A 21,539-nucleotide genomic window follows, 5' to 3' on the forward strand; every position below is an offset into this window, starting at 1 on the left:
TGGGTTTCGGTGCCGGGGGCGGGAGGGCGGGATGCGGCGAGCGCGTGTGACTTGAGGCTGCGTGCGACCTACACGGCTGCGAGGGTGGCGGCCTCCGCCACAGGCGTCGGGGCGAGCGTCGCAGGCGGGGCGGACCGGCCCCGGATCAGGTCGACCGCCTTCTCCGCCAGCATGTAGGTCGGCGCATTGGTGTTGCCGCCGATCAGCCGCGGCATCACCGAGGCATCCACCACGCGCAGACCGTCCAGGCCGTGCACGCGAAGTTCAGGATCAGTGACGGCCTGCGCGTCCTGCCCCATGCGGCAGGTGCCGACGGGGTGGTAGATGGTGTCGGCGGTGGCACGGATGTAGGCCTCCACGCCCATGCGGTCGGCCGGGTCGGGCTCGGCGCGGCCGGGAATGCCGCGCACGTCGGCGAAGGCCGGCGCGGCGAGGATGCGGCGGCAGATGCGGTAGGCCTCGACCATGGCCGCCATGTCCTGCGGATCGGAGAGGAAGGCCGGGTCGATGCGCGGCGCCGCATGCGGGTCGGCACTGTGCAGGCCCACCGTGCCACGCGACGCCGGCCTCAGCACGCAGGCATGCAGGCCGTAACCATGGCCGGGCATCTGGCGACGGCCATGGTCCTGCACCTGGGCACGCGAGAAATGCAGACCGATGTCGGGCCGGGGCAGCCCGGGCTGGCTGCACAGGAAGGCACCGGCCTCGTTGAAGTTGGTGGAAAAGCAGCCTTCGCGCTCGCGGCGCCAGCGGCCCCAGTGCCGGAAGAGCGACACCAGACCCTGCGGCGTGCGGCCGAAGAGTTCCAGGTCGAACCAGCGCCGCGACAGCACGCAGTCCAGATGGTCCTGCAGGTTGCGCCCCACGCCCGGCAGCGCGTGGCGCACGGCGATGCCCTGCGCCTGCAGCGCCTCGGCCGGCCCGATGCCCGAGAGCATCAGCAGTTGCGGACTGCCGAAGGCACCGGCGCACAGCAGGGTCTCGGCGCGGGCCGTCAGGCTGCGGCGCTGGCCGCCGACCGACACGTCCACGCCGTTCACGCGTCGCCCTTCCATGCGCAGGCCCAGGGCGTGGGCGCCGGTGATCACACGCAGGTTCGGGCGGTTGCGCGCCGGTGCCAGGTAGGCGCGCTGCGCATTCCAGCGCTCGCCGCCGTTCTGCGTGACCTGGAACCAGCCCACGCCCTCCTGCTGCGCGCCGTTGAAGTCCGGGTTGAGCACGTAGCCGCACTGCACCCCCGCTTCCAGGAAGCGTTCGTTGAAAGCGGCCGGCGAACGGATGTTGGAGACCTTCACCGGCCCATCCGTCGCATGCAGGGCGGAGGCCGGCAGCGACGTGTTGCCCTCGCCGCGCAGGAAGTACGGCAATACATCCTGCCAGCCCCAGCCGGTACAGCCGAGCGCGGCCCATTCGTCGTAGTCGGAGGGATGGCCGCGCACGTAGATCATGGCGTTGATCGACGAGCTGCCGCCCAGCACCCTGCCGCGCGGCTGGTAGCCGCGGCGGCCGCCCAGACCGGGCTGCGGCTCGGTCTCGAAGGCCCAGTTCATGCGTCGCGTGGGCACGGTACCGATCAGGCCCATGGGCACGGTCACCCAGCCGCTGGCATCGCTGCCGCCGCTTTCGAGCAGGGCGACGGTGACGCGCGGATCCTCGCTCAGCCGGCCCGCCAGCGTGCAGCCGGCGGTGCCGCCGCCGACGATGACGTAGTCGAAGTGCTCTTCCTGGTGGTTGTTCTGGGGCATGGCGCGTCTCCTGAGCGCTGGGGAGGAATCGGAGCGTGGGCGCGGGCCGGTCGCGGGGCCCTCGTGCCCGCGTGCGTCGTTAGTCGGGCCAGCGGGCCGCGTCGACCACCGGGAAGCTGCCGCTGAAGTTGTCCAGCAGGCCGAAGAAGCGCGGCAGCAGGCTGGCGTCGCCGCGCAGTTGCGCCTCGCCGGCCCCCACCAATTCGGGCAGCGTCTGCTGACGCGCGAACAGGGCGTTGAGGGCGCGGCGCGGCAGCGTCAGGTGCACATCGCAGGGCGGCTCGGACGACGGCACGCGGATGGGGCTCAGCGCGCCGTTGGACAGCTCCAGCCGCCAGTGCTCGCCGCTGTCGACCAGGTGCAGGCCGACCACGCAGGCGAGTTCGCCCGCACGTGGCGCATTCAGGCGCACGGCCAGCGCGTCGAACAGCAGGCCGTTGCCCAGCGCGCCCAGCATGGCGCTGCCGCCGGGCACCGCCGGCGCGGCGGGCGGGCCCTCTCGGTACTCGCGCGCGCCCAGCAGGAAGGCATTGCGCCAGGTGGCGGACTCGGCGGCGAAGCCCATCTGCTCCAGCGCCTCGGCGGCCAGCGCGCGGGCCCCGGCGTGATCCGGGTGCGCGTAGACGGCATGCTTCATGACCTCGGCCACCCAGCGGTAGTCGCCGCGCGCCAGGTCTTCGCGCGCGCGCTCGACCAGCGCGTCGATGCCGCCCATGTAGCGCACGTAGCGCTCGGCCGCCGCCACCGGCGGATGCGCGTGCAGGTTGGCCGGATGGGCGTCGTACCAGGACAGGTAGTGCTGGTAGATGGCCTTCACGTTGTGCGACACGGTGCCGTAGAAGCCGCGCGCATGCCAGCGCCGCGCCAGCGGGCCCGGCATCGTCAGGCCCTCGGCGATCTCGGCCGACTTGAGGCCATGGCTCATCAGCCGCACGGTCTGGTCGTGCAGCCAGCGGTACAGGTCGCGCTGCTCGCGCAGGAAGCCCTGCACCCGGTCCTGCCCCCACGTGGGCCAGTGGTGCTGGGCCAGCGCCACGTCGCTGCGGTCGCCCCAACGCTGCAGCGCCTGGTGCAGGTACTTGGACCAGGCCAGCGAATCGCGCACCTTGGCGCCCCGCAGCGGACAGAGGTTGTGCAGCGTGCGCGTGGCGTTCTCGGCCAGGTTCAGGGCGCGCTCGCCCGGAAAGTAGAAGTGCATCTCGGCGGGCGCCTCGGTGTCGGGCGCCAGCTGGAACTCGATGGCCACGCCGTCGATGGTGTGGGCCTCGACGTCCTGCACGATCTCCCAGGTGGGCGCGATCAGCGAGGGCCGGCCGCGCGGCAGGCTCTTGCCCAGGCCGGCATCCACCTGGCCGTCGGCGCCCACCGGCAGCGTGTGGCCGAACTGGAACTGCGCCCGCCGCGCCATGGCCACGCCGCCGATCACGTTCTCGGCCACGGCGTGGTGCATGAAGCCCACGGGCGCGATCACCTGCACCCGGCCGGCATCCACGTCCTTCTGCGAGACCAGGCCGGCGACGCCGCCGAAGTGGTCGCTGTGGCTGTGGCTGTAGATCACCGTGTGCAGCGGCCGGCGGCCCTCGGGGTCGCGCAGGCGCCGGTAGAGGCGCAGCGCCGCGGCGGCGGTCTCGGGCACCGTGAGGGCGTCGAGGGCGATCAGGCCGTCGTCGCCCTCGATGAAGGTGATGTTGGCCAGGTCGTAGCCGCGCACCTGAAAGATCCGTGGCGTGACCTGGAACAGCCCGTGGATGCGGTTGAGCCGCGCCTGCCGCCAGAGGGCCGGATTGACGGTGGGCGCCGGCGTCTCGTCGTCAAGGAAGGCGTAGGGGCGCAGACTCCAGACCGGCGCGCCGGAGACGCCGGCCACCTCGGCCTCGTCGTCGCTACCGAGGAAGCCGCGGTGGGCGTCGTCGAAGTCCTCGCCGTCCTCCGGCGGCGCGCCGGCCGCGGCCAGGCGCTGGAGGTCGAGGGTGGGGCCGTAGGCGGTCTTCATGGCTGGGTGTCCCGGTGGTCGGGCGCGATGCCCAGGTAGGCGCCGAGCGCCTCGGCGGTCTGCGCGACCAGGGCGGCTTCGTCCAGCCGGACGGGCCCCGGGTCGGTGAGCACGGCGCTGACCAGCAGCCCGTGCAGCATCTGGTGCGCGAAGCCCAGGCGCGCGGCGGCGACCTCGCCCTGCCACTGCGGCCAGCGCGCCATGGCCGCCACCAGCCGTCCGCGCGTGACCAACCGCAGCTTCGCGAGCGGATGCGCCGTGTTGGCGTCGCGCGGCTGCTGCTGGGTCTGCCCCAGCGCTGCGGCATAGAGCCCGCGGTGCAGCCGGAAGGAATGGACCATCAGCCCCACCCAGGCCTGCAGGAACTGCGCGGGCGTCTCGCCCTCGCGCTCCGGCGCGGCGTGGAAGGCGTCGAGCCGCTGTTGAAGCACCTCCGCCAACAGCTGCTGCAGCACGGCGAAGTAGGCCTCCTTGTTGTGGAAGCGCGTGTAGAAGGTGCCGACCGAGCAGCCGATGGCCTGGGCGATGTCGCTGACCGTCACCTCGGACCAGCGGCGGCTGGCCGTCAGCTGCAGCCCGGCTTCGATCAGCGCCTGCTGTCGCTCCTGGCCGCGCGGGCGCTTGGGTGCGACGGCATGCTGCGCCGGCAGCGTGCCGGCGGCTTTCTGGACGAGTTCTTCCTGCATCGACTCAACATGAACATGAATTCATATTCATGTTATGGCGTGAACAACGGCGTCGGAAGCTCGGGCTTACCCGCAGGAATGAGGAAAGGACCGGCTTAGCGTCCGCCGCGCAGCAGGGCCCACTGCACGGTGCCGGCGACCAGCGCCAGCGCCGCATAAGTCGCCATCCGCCCGTCGTGACCCGTCAGCACCAGGCCACCGAGCAGCGTCACGACGCCGGCCCCGGTGGTGATTGCCACCTGCTTCCACAACGGCACGCGCAGCGAGCGTGTCCGCTGCGTCACCCGCAGGCCCAGCGCCAGCAGCCCGGCGACGACGATGGCCGGTGCGACGAAATTGAGCAGGTGATCGAGGAACTGGAGGGGGGACATGCGCTGCAGAGCACCTGCCAATGACTGCGATAGGAGGGTTTGCTGCAGTGCAAGGCGCCGAAGAGGGGCGCAAATTTTATAATGCGCGGTTATGGCAGTCTGGGCACTCGGCTTGAACCACACGACCGCGCCGCTCGACCTGCGCGGCCGCTTCGCGTTTGCCGTCGACCAGATCGCACCCACCCTGCAGAGTCTGCGCAGCGCCGTGGGCCTGCGCGGCCATCCGCCGGTGGAGGCCGCCATCCTCTCCACCTGCAACCGCACCGAGATCTACTGCGCCGCCGACCGCCCCGCGCTGGAGCACACGGTCGACTGGCTGGCCGGCAGCGGCGGCGTCTCGCCGGCCCTGCTTCGCTCCCACACCTACACGCTCACCGATGGCCAGGCCGCGCGCCATGCCTTCCGCGTGGCCAGCGGCCTCGACTCCATGGTGCTGGGCGAGGCCCAGATCCTGGGCCAGATGAAGGACGCCATCCGCGCCGCCGAGACGGCCGGCGCGCTGGGCACCACGCTCAACCAGCTGTTCCAGCGCTCCTTCGCCGTCGCCAAGGAAGTGCGTACCTCCACCGAGATCGGCGCGCATTCCATCAGCATGGCCGCCGCTGCCGTTCGGCTGGCCGGCCAGCTCTTCGAGGACCTGCGCGAGACCCGCGTGCTCTTCGTCGGCGCCGGCGAAATGATCGACCTGGCCGCCACCCATTTCGCCGCGCGCCAGCCCGCAAGCATCGTCATCGCCAATCGCACGCTCGAGCGCGGCGAGAAGCTCGCCAGCCGCCTGGGCGGCGAGGCCATGCGCCTGGCCGACCTGCCTAGCCGCCTGGCCGAGTTCGACATCGTGGTCAGTTGCACCGCCAGCACCCTGCCGCTGATCGGCCTCGGTGCCGTGGAACGGGCACTCAAGGTGCGCAAGCACCGGCCGATGTTCATGGTCGATCTGGCGGTGCCGCGCGACATCGAGCCCGAGGTCAAGGCGCTGGAAGACGTCTATCTGTACACCGTGGACGACCTTGCCCATGTGGTGCGCCAGGGCGAGGCCAGCCGCCAGGCCGCCGTCGCCCAGGCCGAGGCCATCATCGATGCCGGGGTGCAGAACTTCCTGCACTGGATGGACCAGCGCAGCAGCGTGCCGCTGATCCAGCAGTTGCAGGCCCAGACCGATGCCTGGCGCACGGCCGAATTGGCCCGCGCCCGCCGCCAGCTCGCCCGCGGCGACGATGTCGAGGCGGTGCTGGAGGCCCTGTCGCGCGGCCTCACGCAGAAGATGCTGCACGGCGCCCTGGCCGAACTGCACGCCGGCGACGCCACCCACCGCGAGCAGACGGCGCAGACGGTGAGCCGGCTCTTCCTGCGCAACGGCGACCCGCGCCGCGACAACTAGCGACGCTCGCTCGCTGAAGCCTCCTCTGCACGGGGGGCTGCTCACTTCCGCCGCGCAACCGCCTTGCGCCGCCCTTGCCGCACGGCCCCGTCCCCCCTTCCGCTTCGCCCGTGAAAGACTTCCTCCGCCACCAACTCGAACGCTTCGCCCAGCGCCTGGAAGAGCTCGACTTCCTGCTCTCGCGCGAGGACATCATGGCCGACATGGCGCAGTACCGCGTGCTATCACGCGAGCATGCCGAGGTCACGGCCATCGCCGGGCGCTGGGCCCGCTACCGGCAGCGCGAGACCGACTTGGCCGGCGCCCGCGACATGCTGGGTGACCCGGACATGGCCGAGATGGCGCAGGAGGAGATCGCCGCCGCCACCGCCGAGCTTCAGCAACTGGAGGACGAACTCCAGCGCCTGCTGCTGCCCAAGGACCCGGACGACGCCCGCAATGCCTTCCTCGAAATCCGCGCGGGCACGGGCGGCGACGAATCGGCCCTGTTCGCGGGCGACCTGGCGCGCATGTACACACGCCATGCCGCCAGCCAGGGCTGGAAGCTGGAGATCATGAGCGCCAGCGAGAGCGAGATCGGCGGCTACAAGGAAGTGGTGCTGCGCGTCGAAGCCGACGGCGCCTACGGCCGGCTGCGCTTCGAATCCGGCGGCCACCGCGTCCAGCGCGTGCCCGCCACCGAAACCCAGGGCCGCATCCACACCAGCGCCTGCACCGTGGCCGTGATGCCCGAGCCCGACGAGACGCAGGCCATCACCCTCAACCCGGCCGACCTGCGCATCGACACCTTCCGCGCCAGCGGCGCCGGCGGCCAGCACATCAACAAGACCGACTCCGCCGTGCGCGTGGTGCACCTGCCCACCGGCCTGGTCGCCGAATGCCAGGACGGCCGCAGCCAGCACAGCAACAAGGCCAAGGCGCTGCAGGTGCTGCAGGCCCGGCTGCAGGAAAAGGAGCGCAGCGAGCGCGCCGCCAAGGAGGCCGCGCTGCGCAAGGGACTGATCGGCAGCGGCGACCGCAGCGACCGCATCCGCACCTACAACTTCCCGCAGGGCCGGCTCACCGACCACCGCATCAACCTCACGCTCTACAAGCTCGGCGCGGTGATGGAAGGCGACCTGGGTGAGGTGCTCGATGCGCTGCAGGCGGCGCGCGAGGCCGAGCAGCTGGCGGAGCTGGAGGCGAGCCAGGCATGAGCGGTCGCCCGAGCATGCCGGCTGGCGATGACACCACGGCGGGGGCCGAGGCCGCGAGCGCCGCGCCCGCGCCAGCGGCCGCCACGTCCGCTCACTTGTCCGCAGAAGCCGCCCCACCGAGCGTCGCCGCCGCCCTGCAGGCCGGCCTGCGCGCCGGCCTCGATCGGCTCGATGCCCAGTTGCTGCTGCTCTTTGCGCTGGACCGGGCGCCGCACGACCGGGCCTGGCTGCTGACGCACGACGGTGACGCGCTCGCTGCCGGCGACTGGCCGCGCATCGCCGCCCTCTTCCGACGGCGCCTGGCAGGCGAACCCGCCGCCTATCTGCTCGGCCAGAAGGAATTCCACGGCCTCGACCTTCAGGTGGACGCCCGCGTGCTCGTGCCGCGACCGGACACCGAAACGCTGGTCGACTGGGCCCTCACCTGCCTGGAGGGCCGCCACGCCCCGCGCGTGCTCGACCTGGGCACCGGCAGCGGCGCCATCGCCCTGGCGCTGCAGCGCGCCCGGCCCGATGCGCGGGTCGAGGCGGTCGATGCCAGCGCCGATGCACTCGCGGTGGCCGCGGCGAACGCCCAGCGGCTCGGCCTGCCCGTCGCCTTCCGCCAGGCCTCCTGGCTGGACGGAGCTCCCCCGACCGCCTACGACCTCATCGTCAGCAACCCGCCCTACATCGCCGAGGGCGACCCGCACCTTCCCGCCCTGCGCCACGAGCCGCTGTCGGCGCTGGTGGCCGGCGCCGATGGTCTGGACGACCTGCGGCAGATCGTCCGCGCCGCGCCCGGCCACCTCTTGCCCGGTGGCCGGCTGCTGCTGGAACACGGCCACGACCAGGCTGCCGCCGTGCGCGAGTTGCTGGCGGCCGCGGGTTTTGCCGACATCCAGCACCGCCACGATCTGTCCGGCATTGCCCGCTGCACCGGCGCAACCTGGGCCCCGGTGAAATAATCCACGTCCTTATCACCCCACCACCCACAGGAAACCCCATGAGCGACGTTCAGCAACGCATCGACGGCATCGTGAAGTCGAGTGATGTCGTGCTCTTCATGAAGGGCAACGCGAGCTTTCCCATGTGCGGCTTCTCCGGCCGCGCCGTCCAGATCCTGAAGGCCTGCGGCGTCGACACCAGGGCGCTGACCACGGTCAACGTGCTGGACGACGCCGAGATCCGCCAGGGCATCAAGGAATACAGCAACTGGCCGACCATCCCCCAGCTCTACGTCAAGGGCGAGTTCGTGGGTGGTTCGGACATCATGATGGAGATGTACGAGTCCGGCGAACTGCAGCAGATGCTGACCCAGGCCGCCTGAGGCTGCAGGGCACCTCTCCACCGCCGGCCAGCCCGGCTTCGATTCGGCTCGCTGCGTGCGGGCCGAATTGCTTTGGGCGGCACCCGCCTCGTCCGACCCGGCCTCGGCGGATTCATACACGCCCCGAGCACCGCCTACTCTCTTGTAGTCGCCAAGCCACATTGGCTGTCGGCCCCCTGCGGTCCGTGTGCAAGCGGCGCGGGCACGTCTTATGCTGTATCGCACCAGGTGTTGTTGTTCGATACGGAGGTGTTCCCGATGGATTCCCGCAGTCTCGTCCCCACCAGCGCAGGCTTCCAGCTGCCCGTGGCGCAGCTGCGCAGCGTCTACGAGACGCATGAGGTTGAGCGCCGGCTCGCCAAGCTGCCCGAGCGCGAGCACGAGACCTTGCGCAGCACCTACACCCGCATGCTGGAGCGCGGGCCCGAACGCTTCCAGGTCAAGCCCAGCGGCGTGCCCGACATGGCCGCGCTCTACGAACAGCTCCCCAATTTCACCGATGTGCTGGACGACGTACGCCGCCACGTCGCGCTGGCCCAGGACAGCCGTGACGGCCTGGAAGTGACGCCCATGCTGCTGCTGGGCCCACCCGGCATCGGCAAGACCCATTTCGCCCGCAAGCTGGCCGAGTTGCTGGGCACCGGCATGCAACTGGTCCCGATGAGTTCCATGACCGCCGGCTGGCTGCTCTCCGGTGCCTCCTCGCAATGGAAGGGCGCCAAGCCCGGCAAGGTGTTCGAGGCGCTGGTCGACGGCCAGTACGCCAACCCCGTCATCGTGGTGGACGAGATCGACAAGGCCAGCGCCGATGCCCAGTACGACCCGCTGGGCGCGCTCTACAGCCTGCTGGAGCACGACACGGCCCACCACTTCGTCGACGAGTTCGCCGAAGTCGCCATCGACGCCAGCCAGGTGATCTGGATCACCACCGCCAACGACGAGCGCAGCGTGCCTGAGCCCATCCTCAACCGGATGAACGTGTTCGAGATCGAAGCGCCCTCGCCCGAGCAGGCGCGGCGCATCGCCCGCAACCTGTACCTGTCCATCCGCGCCGAGCACGACTGGGGCCGTCACCTGGCCGCCGAGCCGGCCGACGACGTGCTCGATGTGCTGGCCAGCCTGGCTCCGCGCGAGATGAGACGCGCGCTGATGACCGGCTTCGGCAATGCCCGCCTGGCCCGGCGCGAGCAGATGCAGGCGGACGACCTGCCGCGCAGCGCCGGCAGCCAGCGCACACGCATCGGCTTCGTGCAGTAACCCGACGCCACGGAGGGCGTCCCGGGCCGCGTGGGACCTGCCCGCTCGCGCGCCTGCCGTTCGAGCGCGGCCCGGCATGCTCGCGGGGCTGAGACACGGGTGACGCCGTGCGCCGGGGCGCTATCCTCAGGCCGGCGCCACTTCCTGCCAGCCGATGACCCTGACCCAAAGCCTGCTCCTGATCGCGCTGTTGATTGCCGTCAGCGCCTTCTTCTCCGTCGCCGAAATCTCGTTGGCCGCCGCCCGCCGGCTGCGCCTGCGCCAGCTGGCCGACGACGGGGACGCGCGGGCCCAGGAGGTGATCGCGCTGCAGGAGCAGCCGGGCCACTACTTCACCGTCGTGCAGATCGGCCTGAACGCCATCGCCATCCTGGGCGGCGTGGTGGGCGAAGGGGCGCTGACGCCCTACTTCGCGCGCCTGTTCGAGCTGGCGCTCGATGCCGAGAACGCCCAGCGAGCCGCCTTCACCGCCTCCTTCATCACCATCATCGCGGCCTTCCTGGTCTTCGCCGACCTCTTCCCCAAGCGGCTGGGCATGAGCGAGCCGGAGCGCATGGCCATGCGCATCGCCCGGCCCATGCGCTGGCTGATCACGCTGCTGGGCCCGCTCACCTGGCTGTTCACCCGCATGACCGACGGCCTGTTCCGGCTGCTCGGCCTGCCCATGGTGCGCGAGGACAAGATCACCCTGGCCGACATACTGGCCATGTCCGAGGCCGGCACCCGCGCCGGCGTGCTGGCGGCCCAGGAGCACCAGGTGATCGCCAACGTGTTCGAGCTGGACGTGCGCATGGTCAACAGCGTGATGACGCCGCGCGAGCGCATCGCCTGGCTGCACCGCGACGATCCGGAGTCGGTGCTGCGCGCACGCATCGTGGCCGAGCCCTATTCCGCCTACCCGGTGTGCGAAGGCGACATCGACCATGTGCTCGGCTATGTCGACGCCAAGGACATGTTCCAGCGCGTGCTGGGCGGCCAGCCGCTCTCCTTTGACCAGGGCCTGCCGATCCACAAGGCGCTGGTGATCCCGGACCGGCTGACCCTCACCGAAGTGCTGGAACAGTTCCGCTCCGCGCATGAAGACTTCGCCATCGTGGTCAACGAATACAGCCTGGTGGTGGGCGTCATCACGCTCAACGACGTGATGAGCACGGTCATGGGCGACCTGGTGCCGCCCTCCACCGACGAGCAGCAGATCGTGCAGCGCGACGAGCATTCCTGGCTGATCGACGGCGTCACGCCCATCCAGGACGTGCAGCGCGCCCTGGGCATCGACGAGATGCCGCACGAGGACGAGTACGAGACGCTCGCGGGCTTTCTGATGGTGATGCTGCGCCGCGTGCCGCGCCGCACCGACAGCGTGAGCTGGGCCGGCTTCACCTTCGAGGTGATGGACGTGGACAGCCACCGCATCGACCAGGTGATGGTCACCCGCGGCGGACCGGCCGCAGCGCAGCCCGATCCTGCGGTGCACCACTGAAGGGCGCAGCGTCGGCGGCCCTCCGGCGAAGGTCTGGGCGGCGGCCGGTGGCCCGCCAGTCACTCGCCTGCGCCGCCCGGGGTGTGACGAGGATCGAAGGTCCAGTTGCGCTGGTTGGCGAAGACGGCGTCCGGGTACGGCGCGCGGCCGCGGCTGCCGTTGTATCGGCCCAGCGCCATGAACAGGTCGCCGCGCTCACGGTCCAGATAGTGGCGCAGGATCACGCAGCCGAAGCGCAGGTTGGTCTGCATGTGGAACAGCACCGAGGGGTCGCCGTTGCCGATGGTCCGCACCCAGAAGGGCATCACCTGCATGTAGCCCCGCGCACCCGCGCTCGACACCGCGTGCTTGCGGAAGTTGCTCTCGACCTGGATCAGGCCCAGCACCAGGCTCACGTCCAGGCCGGCGCGGCGACTTTCGTACCAGATGGTCTGCAGCAGCTCCTTGCGGGTCTGCCAATCGGACACCTTGCGCCGCAGCCGGTCGCCCATGGTGCCGAGCCAGCGCAGGTAGTGCAGGCGGCCGGCGAAGTCGTCGAACTCAGGAACCGGCGGGGCGTTGTTGAGGATGGCCGAGCTGAGTGCGGTGCGCACCGCATCGGCCAGCGGCTCCTCGATCTGGGCGCCGGCGTGGGCGGTGGAAGGCCGCCACAGCGGGCCGGCGAGGCCAGCCCAGGAAGCCACCTGCACCGCGCGGCCCAGGAAGCCACGGCGCCCGGTCTGGGACACAGGCGACATCGCCTCGGCCACCGCAGCCGTGGCCGCAGTTGCAGCAGGGCCGAGCGGCACGCCGGCCTGCACATCGGCGAAGGCCAGGCGCTGCTGCGTCACACCGCCAGGCGGCCCTTCAGGAAGGCCGCCGCCTCTGCTGCAGGCACCTTGGTCGCCGCCGTGTCGCGGCGGTGCTGGTATTCGAACTGCCCTTCCTTCAGGCCGCGGTCCGAGATGACCAGCCGGTGCGGCACGCCGATGAGCTCCCAGTCGGCGAACATGGCGCCGGGGCGCTCGTTGCGGTCGTCGAGCAGCACGTCCACCCTGTCGGCCAGCAGTTGGTCATACAGGGCCTCTGCAGCCGCCTTGACCTCGGCGCTGCGGTCCATGCCGATGGGGCACAGCACCACCGTGAAGGGCGCCAGCGCATCGGGCCAGATGATCCCGCGCTCGTCGTGGTTCTGCTCGATGGCGGCGGCCGGCAGGCGCGTGATGCCGATGCCGTAGCAGCCCATCTCCAGCGGACGCGGCTTGCCGTCTTCTTCGAGGAAGGTGGCGCTCATGGCGTGGCTGTATTTGGTGCCCAGGTAGAAGACGTGGCCCACCTCGATGCCGCGCTCGATGGCCAGCACGCCCTTGCCGTCCGGCGACGGATCGCCCGCGACGACATTGCGCAGGTCGGCCACCAGGTCGGGCTCGGGCAGGTCGCGGCCCCAGTTGACGCCGGTGATGTGGAAGTCGGGCTCGTTGGCGCCACAGATCCAGTCGGCCATCAGTGCCACCTCGCGGTCGGCCACAACCTTGACCGGCTGCTTCATGTGGAGCGGGCCCAGGTAGCCGGGCTTGCAGCCGAAGTGGGCCTCGATCTCGCCCACGGTGGCGAATCGGAAGCCGGCCAGGCCGGGCAGCTTGCCGACCTTGACCTCGTTCATGTCGTGGTCGCCGCGCAGCAGCAGGAGCCAGACCTGGGTGGCCTTGATGGCGCCCTTGTCGTCGAGCAAGTCCGTGGCCAGTACGAGCGATTTCACCGTGGTCGAGAGCGGTACGCCGAGCAGCGCCGCCACGTCCTCGCAGGTGGACTTGCCGGGCGTCGGCGTCTTGGTCATCTGCTGCGTCGCCGCGCCGCGTGGGCCGGTGGGCGCCAGCGCCTCTGCCTTCTCCATGTTGGCGGCGTAGTCGCTGTCGGGGCAGTAGACGATGGCGTCCTCACCCGTTGCGGCGATGACCTGGAATTCCTCGCTCAGGTCGCCGCCGATGGCGCCGCTGTCCGCCGCCACGGCGCGGTAGCGCAGGCCGAAGCGGTCGAAGATGCGGCGATAGGCCTGCGCCATCACCTGGTAGCTCGCCTTGGCCGCCTCGGGGCTGCGGTCGAAGCTGTAGGCGTCCTTCATGATGAACTCACGGCCACGCATCAGGCCGAAGCGCGGACGGCGCTCGTCGCGGAACTTGGTCTGGATCTGGTAGAAGTTCTTGGGCAGCTGCTTGTAGCTGCGGATCTCCTGGCGGGCGATGTCCGTCACCACCTCCTCGCTGGTGGGCTGGACCACGAAGTCGCGGTCGTGCCGGTCCTTGATGCGCAGCAGCTCGGGGCCCATCTTGTCGAAGCGGCCCGTCTCCTGCCAGAGCTCGGCAGGCTGCACCACGGGCATGGTCATCTCGACGGCGCCGGCGCGGTTCATCTCCTCGCGCACGATGGCCTCCACCTTGCGGATCACGCGCAAGCCCATGGGCATGTACGTGTAGATGCCCGCGCCGAGCTTCTTGATCATGCCGGCACGGGTCATGAGCCGGTGGCTGGCCACTTCGGCGTCGGCCGGGGCCTCCTTGAGTGTGGACACCAGGAAACGGGATGCTTTCATCGACTGCAGGGCAAGAAGCTGGAGGAAGGAAGGCGGCGTGCCGCACGCGGCGCGGGGCCGGGAACTGGGCGGGCCGGCGTCAAGCTCCGGCCAGCATCGATCTATGCATAATCGAACCAGTTCAAAAATTGGGGTTTGATTATGCTTGACCGGGACGGCTTCAGGCCCAACGTCGGCATCATCCTGCTCAACCAGAAAAACCAGGTGTTCTGGGGCAAACGCATCCGCACCCACTCCTGGCAGTTTCCTCAAGGCGGGATCGATCGGGGCGAGACACCCGAGCAGGCCATGTACCGCGAGCTCCACGAAGAGGTCGGCCTGATGCCGGACCACGTGCGCATCGTGGCCCGCACCCGCGACTGGTTGCGCTACGAGGTGCCCGACCGCTACATCCGCCGCGACGCCCGCGGCCATTACAAAGGCCAGAAGCAGATCTGGTATCTGCTGCAACTTGTGGGGCACGACTGGGATCTCAACCTGCGTGCCACCGACCATCCCGAGTTCGACGCCTGGCGCTGGCACGATTACTGGGTCCCGCTGGACGTGGTGGTCGAGTTCAAGCGTGGCGTCTACGAGATGGCGCTGACCGAACTGGCCCGCTTCCTGCCACGGCCCGACATGCGTAACCGCTTCCTGCGCGGCAGCATGCGGGGCCGCGAAGCCGATCATCGTGACCGGCCACCGCACGGCCCTGCCGCCGCGGCGCCCACCTTCGAATTGCCGCCGGGCGCGTCCTTCGACCCCGACCCCAACAGTGCCTCCGATCATGCCTCGCATCCAGACAGCCCGACACCCGCAAGTCCCTAGTGCCCGGTGGCGCTTGACGGCAGCGGCCAAGTTCACGCACCTGCTCGCCACGGCGGCCTTGGTGGCGGGCACCGCGCATGCGCAGCTGGTCGACAACCCGGATTGGCAGGAATCGGCAGTCCCGCCTCCGCCCGCCTACGACGTCAAGCGTGCGCTGCAGATCGAGATGCCGGCGTACATGACGCTCAAGTTCGGCATCGACCCCAAGACCATCGTGATCACGCCGGACGGCGTCGTTCGCTACGTGGTGCTCGGCTGGCGCGAGGGCAGCAGCACTATCAATGCCTTCTACGAAGGCGTGCGCTGCGCCACGGCGGAATACAAGACCTACGCACGATCGGCCGATGGCGCGTGGCGATTGGTCGACAATGCCGACTGGAAGCGGATCGACGACCGCAATTCGATCTACACGTACGAGTTGTCCCGGCAGGCGCTCTGCCGGGGACGCGCGCCGCGGGCAAGCGTGACGGACATGGTGCGCGAACTCAAGCGCCCGGAGATCCTGCTCAACTGAGCACCACAGGCCCAGGGCGGCCGGCAACCAAACAGCGGGCAACACGCCGCATGCGGCCGGCGAATCACGCCGAACTGCAAGAGGGCCGTCGAGGCCCCGCGCTCACATCAGGACGAGGTTGTCCCGGTGGATCATCTCGGGCTCGGCCGAATAGCCCAGCAGCCCTTCGATGTCCGTCGACGAGCGCCGGCAGAGCAACCGAGCCTCGGCGGCCGCATAGTTCGCCAGGCCACGGGCCAGTTCGACACCGGCCGCATCGCGGATGGCAATGACGTCACCCCGCGAAAAGTCGCCTTCGACGGCCGTCATGCCGATGGGCAACAGGCTCTTGCCCTCGCCCCGGACCTTGCGCGCAGCGCCCTCGTCCACGATCACCGCACCTCGCAATTGCAGGTGGTCGGCCATCCAGCGCTTGCGGGCTTGGTGCTTGGCGGTGTCGGCCACCAATAGCGTGCCGATGGCCTCACCGCGCGCCAGCCGCATGAGCGCATCGGGCTCCCGCCCCCAGGCGATGACCGTGGAGGCGCCCGATCCGGCCGCACGCTTGGCCGCCAGGATCTTGGTCAGCATGCCACCCCGGCCAATGCTGGAGCCCGCCCCGCCGGCCATCAGCTCCAGCGCGGGATCGCCAGCCTGGGCTTCATGCACGAAGGTGGCATCGGGGTTCTTGCGCGGATCGGCGGTGTAGAGGCCCTTCTGGTCGGTGAGGATGACCAGCGCATCTGCGTCCACGAGATTGGCGACTAGCGCCCCCAGCGTGTCGTTGTCACCGAACTTGATCTCGTCGTTGACGACGGTGTCGTTCTCGTTGATCACAGGCAAAACGCCCAGGCCGAGCAGGGTCAACAGGGTGGAGCGGGCATTGAGATAGCGCTCTCGGTCGGCGAGGTCGGCATGCGTGAGCAGCACCTGCGCGCTGCGCAGGCCGTTCTCACGCAGCTTGTTCTCGTACATGTGGGCCAGGCCCATCTGCCCCACGGCGGCGGCCGCCTGCAGTTCGTGGACCTCCTTGGGCCGCGCGGACCAGCCCAGGCGCTTCATGCCCTCGGCAATCGCGCCGCTCGACACCATGACCAGTTCGCGCCCATCACGGACCAGCGCTCCGAGCTGGCGCGACCACTCGCCGATCGCCTGCTCATCCAGTCCCTTGCCTTCATTCGTGACAAGGCTGGAGCCGACCTTCACCACGAGACGGCGCGCATCGCGCAGGACGGAGGACGAGAAGTTGCGGGTCATGGAGCGGAATCGTGCGGCGCCGGGCGCCGTGGAGAGTGCGGGCGAAGGCGGTGGTCAGTCCTGGGGCGAAGCGAAGCGCGGATCGATGTATTCCGGCGGCTGCTCGGCCTTCTGCTGCGCCTTGACGTGCTGGTAGATGGCCTGCATCAGCGGCTCGCAGCCTTCTCGCGTGAGGGCGGAGATCTCGAAGACCGGTCCCTTGAAGCGCAAGCGTTTGACGAAGTCCTTGACGCGGGCGGCGCGCTCGTCGACCGGGATCATGTCCAGCTTGTTGAGCACCAGCCAGCGGGGCTTGTCGTGAAGGCCCTTGTCGTACTTCTTGAGCTCGCCCACGATGGCCTTGGCCTGGGCGACGGGGTCCACACCCTCGTCGAAGGGGGCCAGATCGACCACGTGCAGCAGCAGCCGGGTTCGCTGCAGATGTCGCAGGAAGAGGTGGCCCAGGCCCGCCCCTTCGGAGGCGCCTTCGATCAGCCCCGGGAGGTCGGCAATGACGAAGCTCTGCTCCGGTCCCAGGCGCACCACGCCCAGGTTGGGATGCAGCGTCGTGAAGGGATAGTCGGCAATGCGCGGGCGGGCATTGGAGACGGCACTGATCAGTGTCGACTTGCCGGCATTGGGCATGCCCAGCAGGCCCACGTCGGCCAGCACCTTGAGTTCGAGCTTGAGGCTCTTGCGCTCGCCGGGCCAGCCGGGCGTCTTTTGCCGCGGCGCACGGTTGATCGAGGACTTGAAGCGCAGGTTGCCGAAGCCGCCATCGCCGCCCTTGGCAATAGTGACGGGCTCGCCGGGCACGAGCAGTTCGCACAGCACCTCGCCCGTCTCGGCATCGCTGATGATGGTGCCGACCGGCATGCGCAGCGTGACGTCGTCACCCGCGGCCCCGAACATGTCGGAGCCCATGCCGTGCTGGCCGCGCTTGGCCTCGTGCCGGCGTGAAAAGCGGTAGTCGACCAGCGTGTTGAGGTTGGGATCGGCCACCGCGAAGACGTGGCCGCCGCGGCCGCCGTCGCCGCCGTCGGGACCGCCGAATTCCTTGTACTTCTCATGGCGGAACGACACGCAGCCGTTGCCGCCATCGCCAGCGGCGATGTCGATGAAGGCTTCGTCGACGAACTTCATGAGGGCAGTTTACAAATGAGACGTGCCGGGAGGCACATAAACGATGAAGCCCCGGCAAAGCGGGGCTTCACACGGGAGAGCGAGGTCGCTCAGACCGGGGTGATGTTCACGACGTGCTTGTTCAGCGCGCCGCGCATGCCGAACGAGACGCGGCCATCGACCAGCGCGAACAGGGTGTGGTCCTTGCCCACGCCCACGTTGTCACCGGCGTGCAGGCGCGTACCGCGCTGACGCACGATGATGGAACCGGCGCTGATCACTTGGCCGCCGAAGGCCTTCACGCCGAGCATCTTGGGCTTGGAATCGCGCCCGTTACGCGTAGAGCCGCCGCCTTTTTTCTGTGCCATGGTGTCCTGCTCCTGGGCTTAGCCGGCAATCGCACCGATCTGCAGCTCGGTGAACTGCTGGCGATGGCCTTGACGCTTTTGATAATGCTTACGGCGACGCAGCTTGAAGATGCGCACCTTGTCATGCTTGCCGTGGGACAGCACCGTGGCCGTCACCGTGGCGCCGGACACCAGGGGCGTGCCGACCTTGATCGCGCTACCGTCGCTGACGGCAAGCACTTGGTCGATCACGATTTCCTGGCCAACGTCCGCAGCAATCTGTTCTACCTTGATTTTCTCGCCGGGGGCAACGCGATACTGCTTGCCACCGGTTTTTATGACCGCGTACATGGGAAACCTCTTGTGAAAGATTCTCCGCGGCTCATTCCGCGAAGCTCTCCATGATAGCACGGGCAATGACAAGATGCACGCCCCGGCAGCCCAAGGACGGGCCTGTCCTTGGCCGCTCCCTATAATTCCGGCGCTCGAAAGACCGATCACCGCGCCTCGCGCCACCTCTCTTGTCTTCCACCACAGCCAGCCCACCTCCGCCGACCTTTGCAGCGCTCGACCTCGTGGCCAGCGACATGACCGAGGTCGACCGGGTCATCGACGCCCGCCTGTCCACGGGCGTGCCCCTGGTGAGCCAAGTGTCGCGCTACATCATTGCCGCAGGTGGCAAGCGCCTGCGCCCGGTCCTGCTTCTGCTGATGAGCCGAGCGCTCGGCTACGAGGGGACGCAGCACTTCAACCTGGCAGCGGTCGTCGAGTTCATCCATACCGCGACGCTGCTGCACGACGATGTGGTGGACGAGTCCACCCTGCGCCGAGGCCGGCCCACCGCCAACGAGTCCTTCGGCAACGCAGCCAGCGTGCTCGTCGGCGACTTTCTTTATTCGCGCGCCTTCCAGATGATGCTGGACGCCCAGGACATGCGCGTGATGGAGGTTCTGGCCGAAGCCACCAACGTCATCGCGGAAGGCGAGGTGCTGCAGCTCATGAACATGGGCGATGCGTCGCTGGACGAGCAGGCCTACCTGCAGGTCATCCGCTCCAAGACTGCCAAGCTGTTCGAGGCCAGCACCCGGCTGGCGGCGATCCTGTCCGGCGCCCCGCGCGATCTGGAAGAAGCGTGCGCCACCTACGGCCAAGCCCTCGGGACCGCATTCCAGGTGGTGGACGATGTGCTCGACTACGCGGGCGATGCGGCCGAAACGGGCAAGAACGTCGGCGACGATCTCCGGGAAGGCAAGGCCACGCTGCCACTCATCCTCGCCATGAAGCGCGGCAACGCCGCGCAGGCCGCCATCGTCCGCACGGCACTGGAGACAGGCGACGTCTCCCAACTCCCGCAGGTGGTCCAGGTCGTGCGGGAAACCGGCGCATTGGAAGCCACACGTGCCGCGGCCGCGCGCGAAGCCGAACGCGCAATTTCCGCGCTCGACGCGCTCCCGGCCAATATTTACTCGAAAGGTATGCTACAGTTAGCGGCTCAGCTTCTTGAGCGCCGAACCTGATCGGCACCGAAGCAAGACTGATTAACGGGGTGTAGCTTAGCCTGGTAGAGCGCTACGTTCGGGACGTAGAGGCCGGAGGTTCGAATCCTCTCACCCCGACCAGATTCATCCTTGCCCACCGGGCAAGGCACCAAAGCCCCACGTCGTGGGGCTTTTTTGTTGGTCCAATCCCACGCCCGGCACTCACACGAAGGGCCTACAGCCGTGTTGCACAATGTGTTTTTGTGCAACCAATGTACATTGGCACGATGGTCCGTTGACCGTCCAGCTCCCACCTCCCGTTTTCCGCCGCATGGCTGTTGCCGACCCACCGCTTCGTGACACCGCCTCCGTTGCGCTGCCTGGTTTGGCACGCGCCCTGGTGTCGGCAGGCATCCTGGACGCGCAAGCCGCCGAGCAGATTTACCGTCGCTCGCTGGCCTCGCGCAGCAGTTTCATTGCCGAACTCACCGGCACCGGCCAGGTATCTCCGCATGAGTTGGCGCATGTGCTGGCGATCAGCTTCTCCGCCCCCCTGGTCGATCTCGCCGCAGTCGATCCGCTGCGACTGCCCAAGGGGCTGCTGGATGTGCGCCTCTGCCAGTCCTACCGCATTGTGGTGTTGGCCAAGCGTGGCAATCGGCTGGTGGTGGCCACGGCCGACCCCTCCGATCAGCAGGCGGCAGAAAAGATCAAGTTCGCCTCCCAACTGGGCGTGGACTGGGTGGTGGCCGAGTACGACAAGCTGTCGCGCCTGGTCGACGCGAGCGCGGCCACCCCCTCGGAAACGCTGGAGCAACTGGCGAGCAGCGAGTTCGAGTACGACGAACTGCTCGGCGAGCCGGACGAGGCCCAGGAGACGGCCGCCTCTTCCGAGGTGGAGGACGCACCCGTGGTGCGCTTCCTGCAGAAGATGCTGCTCGACGCCTTCTCCATGCGCGCCTCCGACATCCACTTCGAGCCCTACGAGCACAACTACCGCGTGCGCTTCCGGGTGGATGGCGAACTGCGCGAGATCGCCAGCCCGCCCGTGGCCATCAAGGACAAGCTGGCCTCGCGCATCAAGGTGATCTCCAAGCTGGACATCTCCGAGAAGCGCATCCCGCAGGACGGCCGGATGAAGCTGAAGATCGGCGCCGACCGGGTGATCGACTTCCGCGTCAGCACATTGCCCACGCTCTTCGGCGAGAAAATCGTGATCCGGATCCTCGACCCCAGCAGCGCGCGTCTGGGCATCGACGCGCTCGGCTACGACGCAGACGAAAAGGAGCGCCTGCTCACCGCCATCGGCCGACCCTACGGCATGATCCTGGTGACCGGGCCCACGGGCTCGGGCAAGACGGTATCGCTCTACACCTGCCTGAACCTGCTGAACAAGCCGGGCGTCAACATCGCCACCGCCGAGGACCCGTCCGAGATCAACCTCCCGGGTGTCAACCAGGTCAACGTCAACGAGAAGGCCGGCCTGACCTTCGCGACGGCGCTGCGCGCCTTCCTGCGGCAGGACCCGGACATCATCATGGTCGGCGAGATCCGCGACCTGGACACGGCCGACATCGCCATCAAGGCCGCGCAGACCGGCCATCTGGTGCTCTCCACGCTGCACACCAACGACGCGCCCACCACGCTGACGCGGATGCGCAACATGGGCATCGCCCCCTTCAACATCGCGTCGAGCGTCATCCTGATCACCGCCCAGCGCCTGGCGCGTCGCCTGTGCCCGCAGTGCAAGCTGCCCGCCGACCTTCCGCCGCAGGCGCTGCTGGACGCCGGCTTCCGGCGCGAGGAGCTCGACGGCAGCTGGAAGCCCTACCGACCCGTGGGCTGCCCCGCCTGCAGCGGCGGCTACAAGGGCCGGGTCGGCATCTACCAGGTGATGCCGATCTCGGAGGAGATCCAGAAGATCATCCTTCGCGATGGCAGCGCGCTCGAGATCGCCGCCCAGTCCGAGCGCGAGGGCGTGCGCTCGCTGCGCCGCTCGGGTCTGCAGAAGGTGATGCAGGGCGTGACCTCGCTCGAAGAGGTGCTCGGCGTCACCAACGAATAGACTCGGA

The 21,539-nt window shown here is 69.0% G+C and carries 20 protein-coding genes and 1 tRNA gene; 11 read left to right on the forward strand and 10 right to left on the reverse strand.

Annotated features, from left to right (window positions below):
• Positions 1-68: 68 nt before the first annotated feature.
• From KBC94_RS25245 to KBC94_RS25260, 4 genes are all read right to left on the reverse strand, one after another.
• A complete protein-coding gene (locus KBC94_RS25245) occupies positions 69-1,745 on the reverse strand; it encodes a GMC family oxidoreductase N-terminal domain-containing protein (protein WP_294376950.1) in 1,677 nt (558 codons plus the stop codon).
• Between the two features lie 79 nt (positions 1,746-1,824).
• Positions 1,825-3,738 carry an alkyl sulfatase dimerization domain-containing protein gene (locus KBC94_RS25250; protein WP_294376953.1) on the reverse strand — a complete coding sequence of 638 codons (1,914 nt, stop codon included), beginning with the start codon at positions 3,736-3,738 and terminating at the stop codon, positions 1,825-1,827.
• A complete protein-coding gene (locus tag KBC94_RS25255) occupies positions 3,735-4,424 on the reverse strand; it encodes a TetR/AcrR family transcriptional regulator (protein WP_294376957.1) in 690 nt (229 codons plus the stop codon). The genes KBC94_RS25250 and KBC94_RS25255 overlap by 4 nt, the downstream gene beginning before the upstream one ends.
• 95 nt (positions 4,425-4,519) lie before the next feature.
• On the reverse strand, positions 4,520-4,795 hold the full coding sequence (locus tag KBC94_RS25260; RefSeq protein WP_294376960.1) for a hypothetical protein: 276 nt from the start codon (positions 4,793-4,795) through the stop codon (positions 4,520-4,522).
• Positions 4,796-4,886: 91 nt separating this feature from the next.
• On the opposite strand from KBC94_RS25260, the gene hemA reads away from it, so the two are divergent.
• The 6 genes from hemA (at position 4,887) to KBC94_RS25290 (ending at position 11,415) form a co-directional block, all read left to right on the forward strand.
• Entirely contained in the window at positions 4,887-6,173 is a 1,287-nt protein-coding gene (hemA, locus tag KBC94_RS25265) for a glutamyl-tRNA reductase (protein WP_294376963.1), read from the forward strand.
• A 110-nt stretch (positions 6,174-6,283) separates the two neighbouring features.
• Positions 6,284-7,369, forward strand: a complete 1,086-nt coding sequence (gene prfA, locus KBC94_RS25270) for a peptide chain release factor 1 (protein WP_294376966.1) — start codon at positions 6,284-6,286, stop codon at positions 7,367-7,369.
• Positions 7,370-7,464: 95 nt separating this feature from the next.
• Entirely contained in the window at positions 7,465-8,316 is an 852-nt protein-coding gene (prmC, locus tag KBC94_RS25275) for a peptide chain release factor N(5)-glutamine methyltransferase (protein ID WP_294377048.1), read from the forward strand.
• Positions 8,317-8,354: 38 nt separating this feature from the next.
• The gene (gene grxD / locus KBC94_RS25280) at positions 8,355-8,678 is read left to right on the forward strand and encodes a Grx4 family monothiol glutaredoxin (protein ID WP_294376969.1); all 324 of its coding nucleotides are present in this window, start codon (positions 8,355-8,357) and stop codon (positions 8,676-8,678) included.
• 258 nt (positions 8,679-8,936) lie between these two features.
• Entirely contained in the window at positions 8,937-9,935 is a 999-nt protein-coding gene (locus KBC94_RS25285; RefSeq protein ID WP_294376973.1) for an AAA family ATPase, read from the forward strand.
• A 154-nt stretch (positions 9,936-10,089) separates the two neighbouring features.
• The gene (locus KBC94_RS25290; RefSeq protein WP_294376975.1) at positions 10,090-11,415 is read left to right on the forward strand and encodes a hemolysin family protein; all 1,326 of its coding nucleotides are present in this window, start codon (positions 10,090-10,092) and stop codon (positions 11,413-11,415) included.
• Positions 11,416-11,474: 59 nt separating this feature from the next.
• Here the strand turns inward: KBC94_RS25290 and KBC94_RS25295 are convergent, their stop codons facing one another.
• Entirely contained in the window at positions 11,475-12,152 is a 678-nt protein-coding gene (locus KBC94_RS25295; protein ID WP_294377051.1) for a lytic transglycosylase domain-containing protein, read from the reverse strand.
• 89 nt (positions 12,153-12,241) lie between these two features.
• A complete protein-coding gene (locus KBC94_RS25300; protein WP_294376978.1) occupies positions 12,242-13,984 on the reverse strand; it encodes a proline--tRNA ligase in 1,743 nt (580 codons plus the stop codon).
• Between the two features lie 141 nt (positions 13,985-14,125).
• Here KBC94_RS25300 and KBC94_RS25305 point away from each other — a divergent pair, with 141 nt between their 5' ends.
• Positions 14,126-14,791, forward strand: coding sequence for an RNA pyrophosphohydrolase (locus KBC94_RS25305; RefSeq protein ID WP_017761184.1), 666 nt, complete (start codon positions 14,126-14,128; stop codon positions 14,789-14,791).
• Between the two features lie 13 nt (positions 14,792-14,804).
• Positions 14,805-15,305: a CNP1-like family protein gene (locus KBC94_RS25310; RefSeq protein ID WP_294376982.1), complete on the forward strand. Its 501-nt coding sequence runs from the start codon at positions 14,805-14,807 to the stop codon at positions 15,303-15,305.
• 102 nt (positions 15,306-15,407) lie between these two features.
• Here KBC94_RS25310 and proB read toward each other — a convergent pair whose 3' ends face one another.
• The 4 genes from proB to rplU form a co-directional block, all read right to left on the reverse strand.
• Positions 15,408-16,541, reverse strand: a complete 1,134-nt coding sequence (proB, locus tag KBC94_RS25315; protein WP_294376985.1) for a glutamate 5-kinase — start codon at positions 16,539-16,541, stop codon at positions 15,408-15,410.
• A 54-nt stretch (positions 16,542-16,595) separates the two neighbouring features.
• Positions 16,596-17,663: an Obg family GTPase CgtA gene (gene cgtA, locus KBC94_RS25320; RefSeq protein WP_294376988.1), complete on the reverse strand. Its 1,068-nt coding sequence runs from the start codon at positions 17,661-17,663 to the stop codon at positions 16,596-16,598.
• Positions 17,664-17,752: 89 nt separating this feature from the next.
• Positions 17,753-18,010 carry a 50S ribosomal protein L27 gene (gene rpmA / locus KBC94_RS25325; protein ID WP_017761188.1) on the reverse strand — a complete coding sequence of 86 codons (258 nt, stop codon included), beginning with the start codon at positions 18,008-18,010 and terminating at the stop codon, positions 17,753-17,755.
• An 18-nt stretch (positions 18,011-18,028) separates the two neighbouring features.
• Positions 18,029-18,340, reverse strand: coding sequence for a 50S ribosomal protein L21 (gene rplU / locus KBC94_RS25330; RefSeq protein ID WP_017761189.1), 312 nt, complete (start codon positions 18,338-18,340; stop codon positions 18,029-18,031).
• Between the two features lie 236 nt (positions 18,341-18,576).
• On the opposite strand from rplU, the gene KBC94_RS25335 reads away from it, so the two are divergent.
• From KBC94_RS25335 to pilB, 3 genes are all read left to right on the forward strand, one after another.
• Positions 18,577-19,506, forward strand: coding sequence for a polyprenyl synthetase family protein (locus KBC94_RS25335; protein ID WP_294376996.1), 930 nt, complete (start codon positions 18,577-18,579; stop codon positions 19,504-19,506).
• A 25-nt stretch (positions 19,507-19,531) separates the two neighbouring features.
• Positions 19,532-19,608: transfer RNA gene (locus KBC94_RS25340), tRNA-Pro, on the forward strand.
• Positions 19,609-19,798: 190 nt separating this feature from the next.
• On the forward strand, positions 19,799-21,532 hold the full coding sequence (gene pilB, locus KBC94_RS25345; protein ID WP_294376999.1) for a type IV-A pilus assembly ATPase PilB: 1,734 nt from the start codon (positions 19,799-19,801) through the stop codon (positions 21,530-21,532).
• Positions 21,533-21,539: the final 7 nt, after the last annotated feature.

The sequence above is a fragment of the Pseudacidovorax sp. genome, assembly GCF_017991995.1.
Classification (GTDB): domain Bacteria; phylum Pseudomonadota; class Gammaproteobacteria; order Burkholderiales; family Burkholderiaceae_C; genus Xenophilus.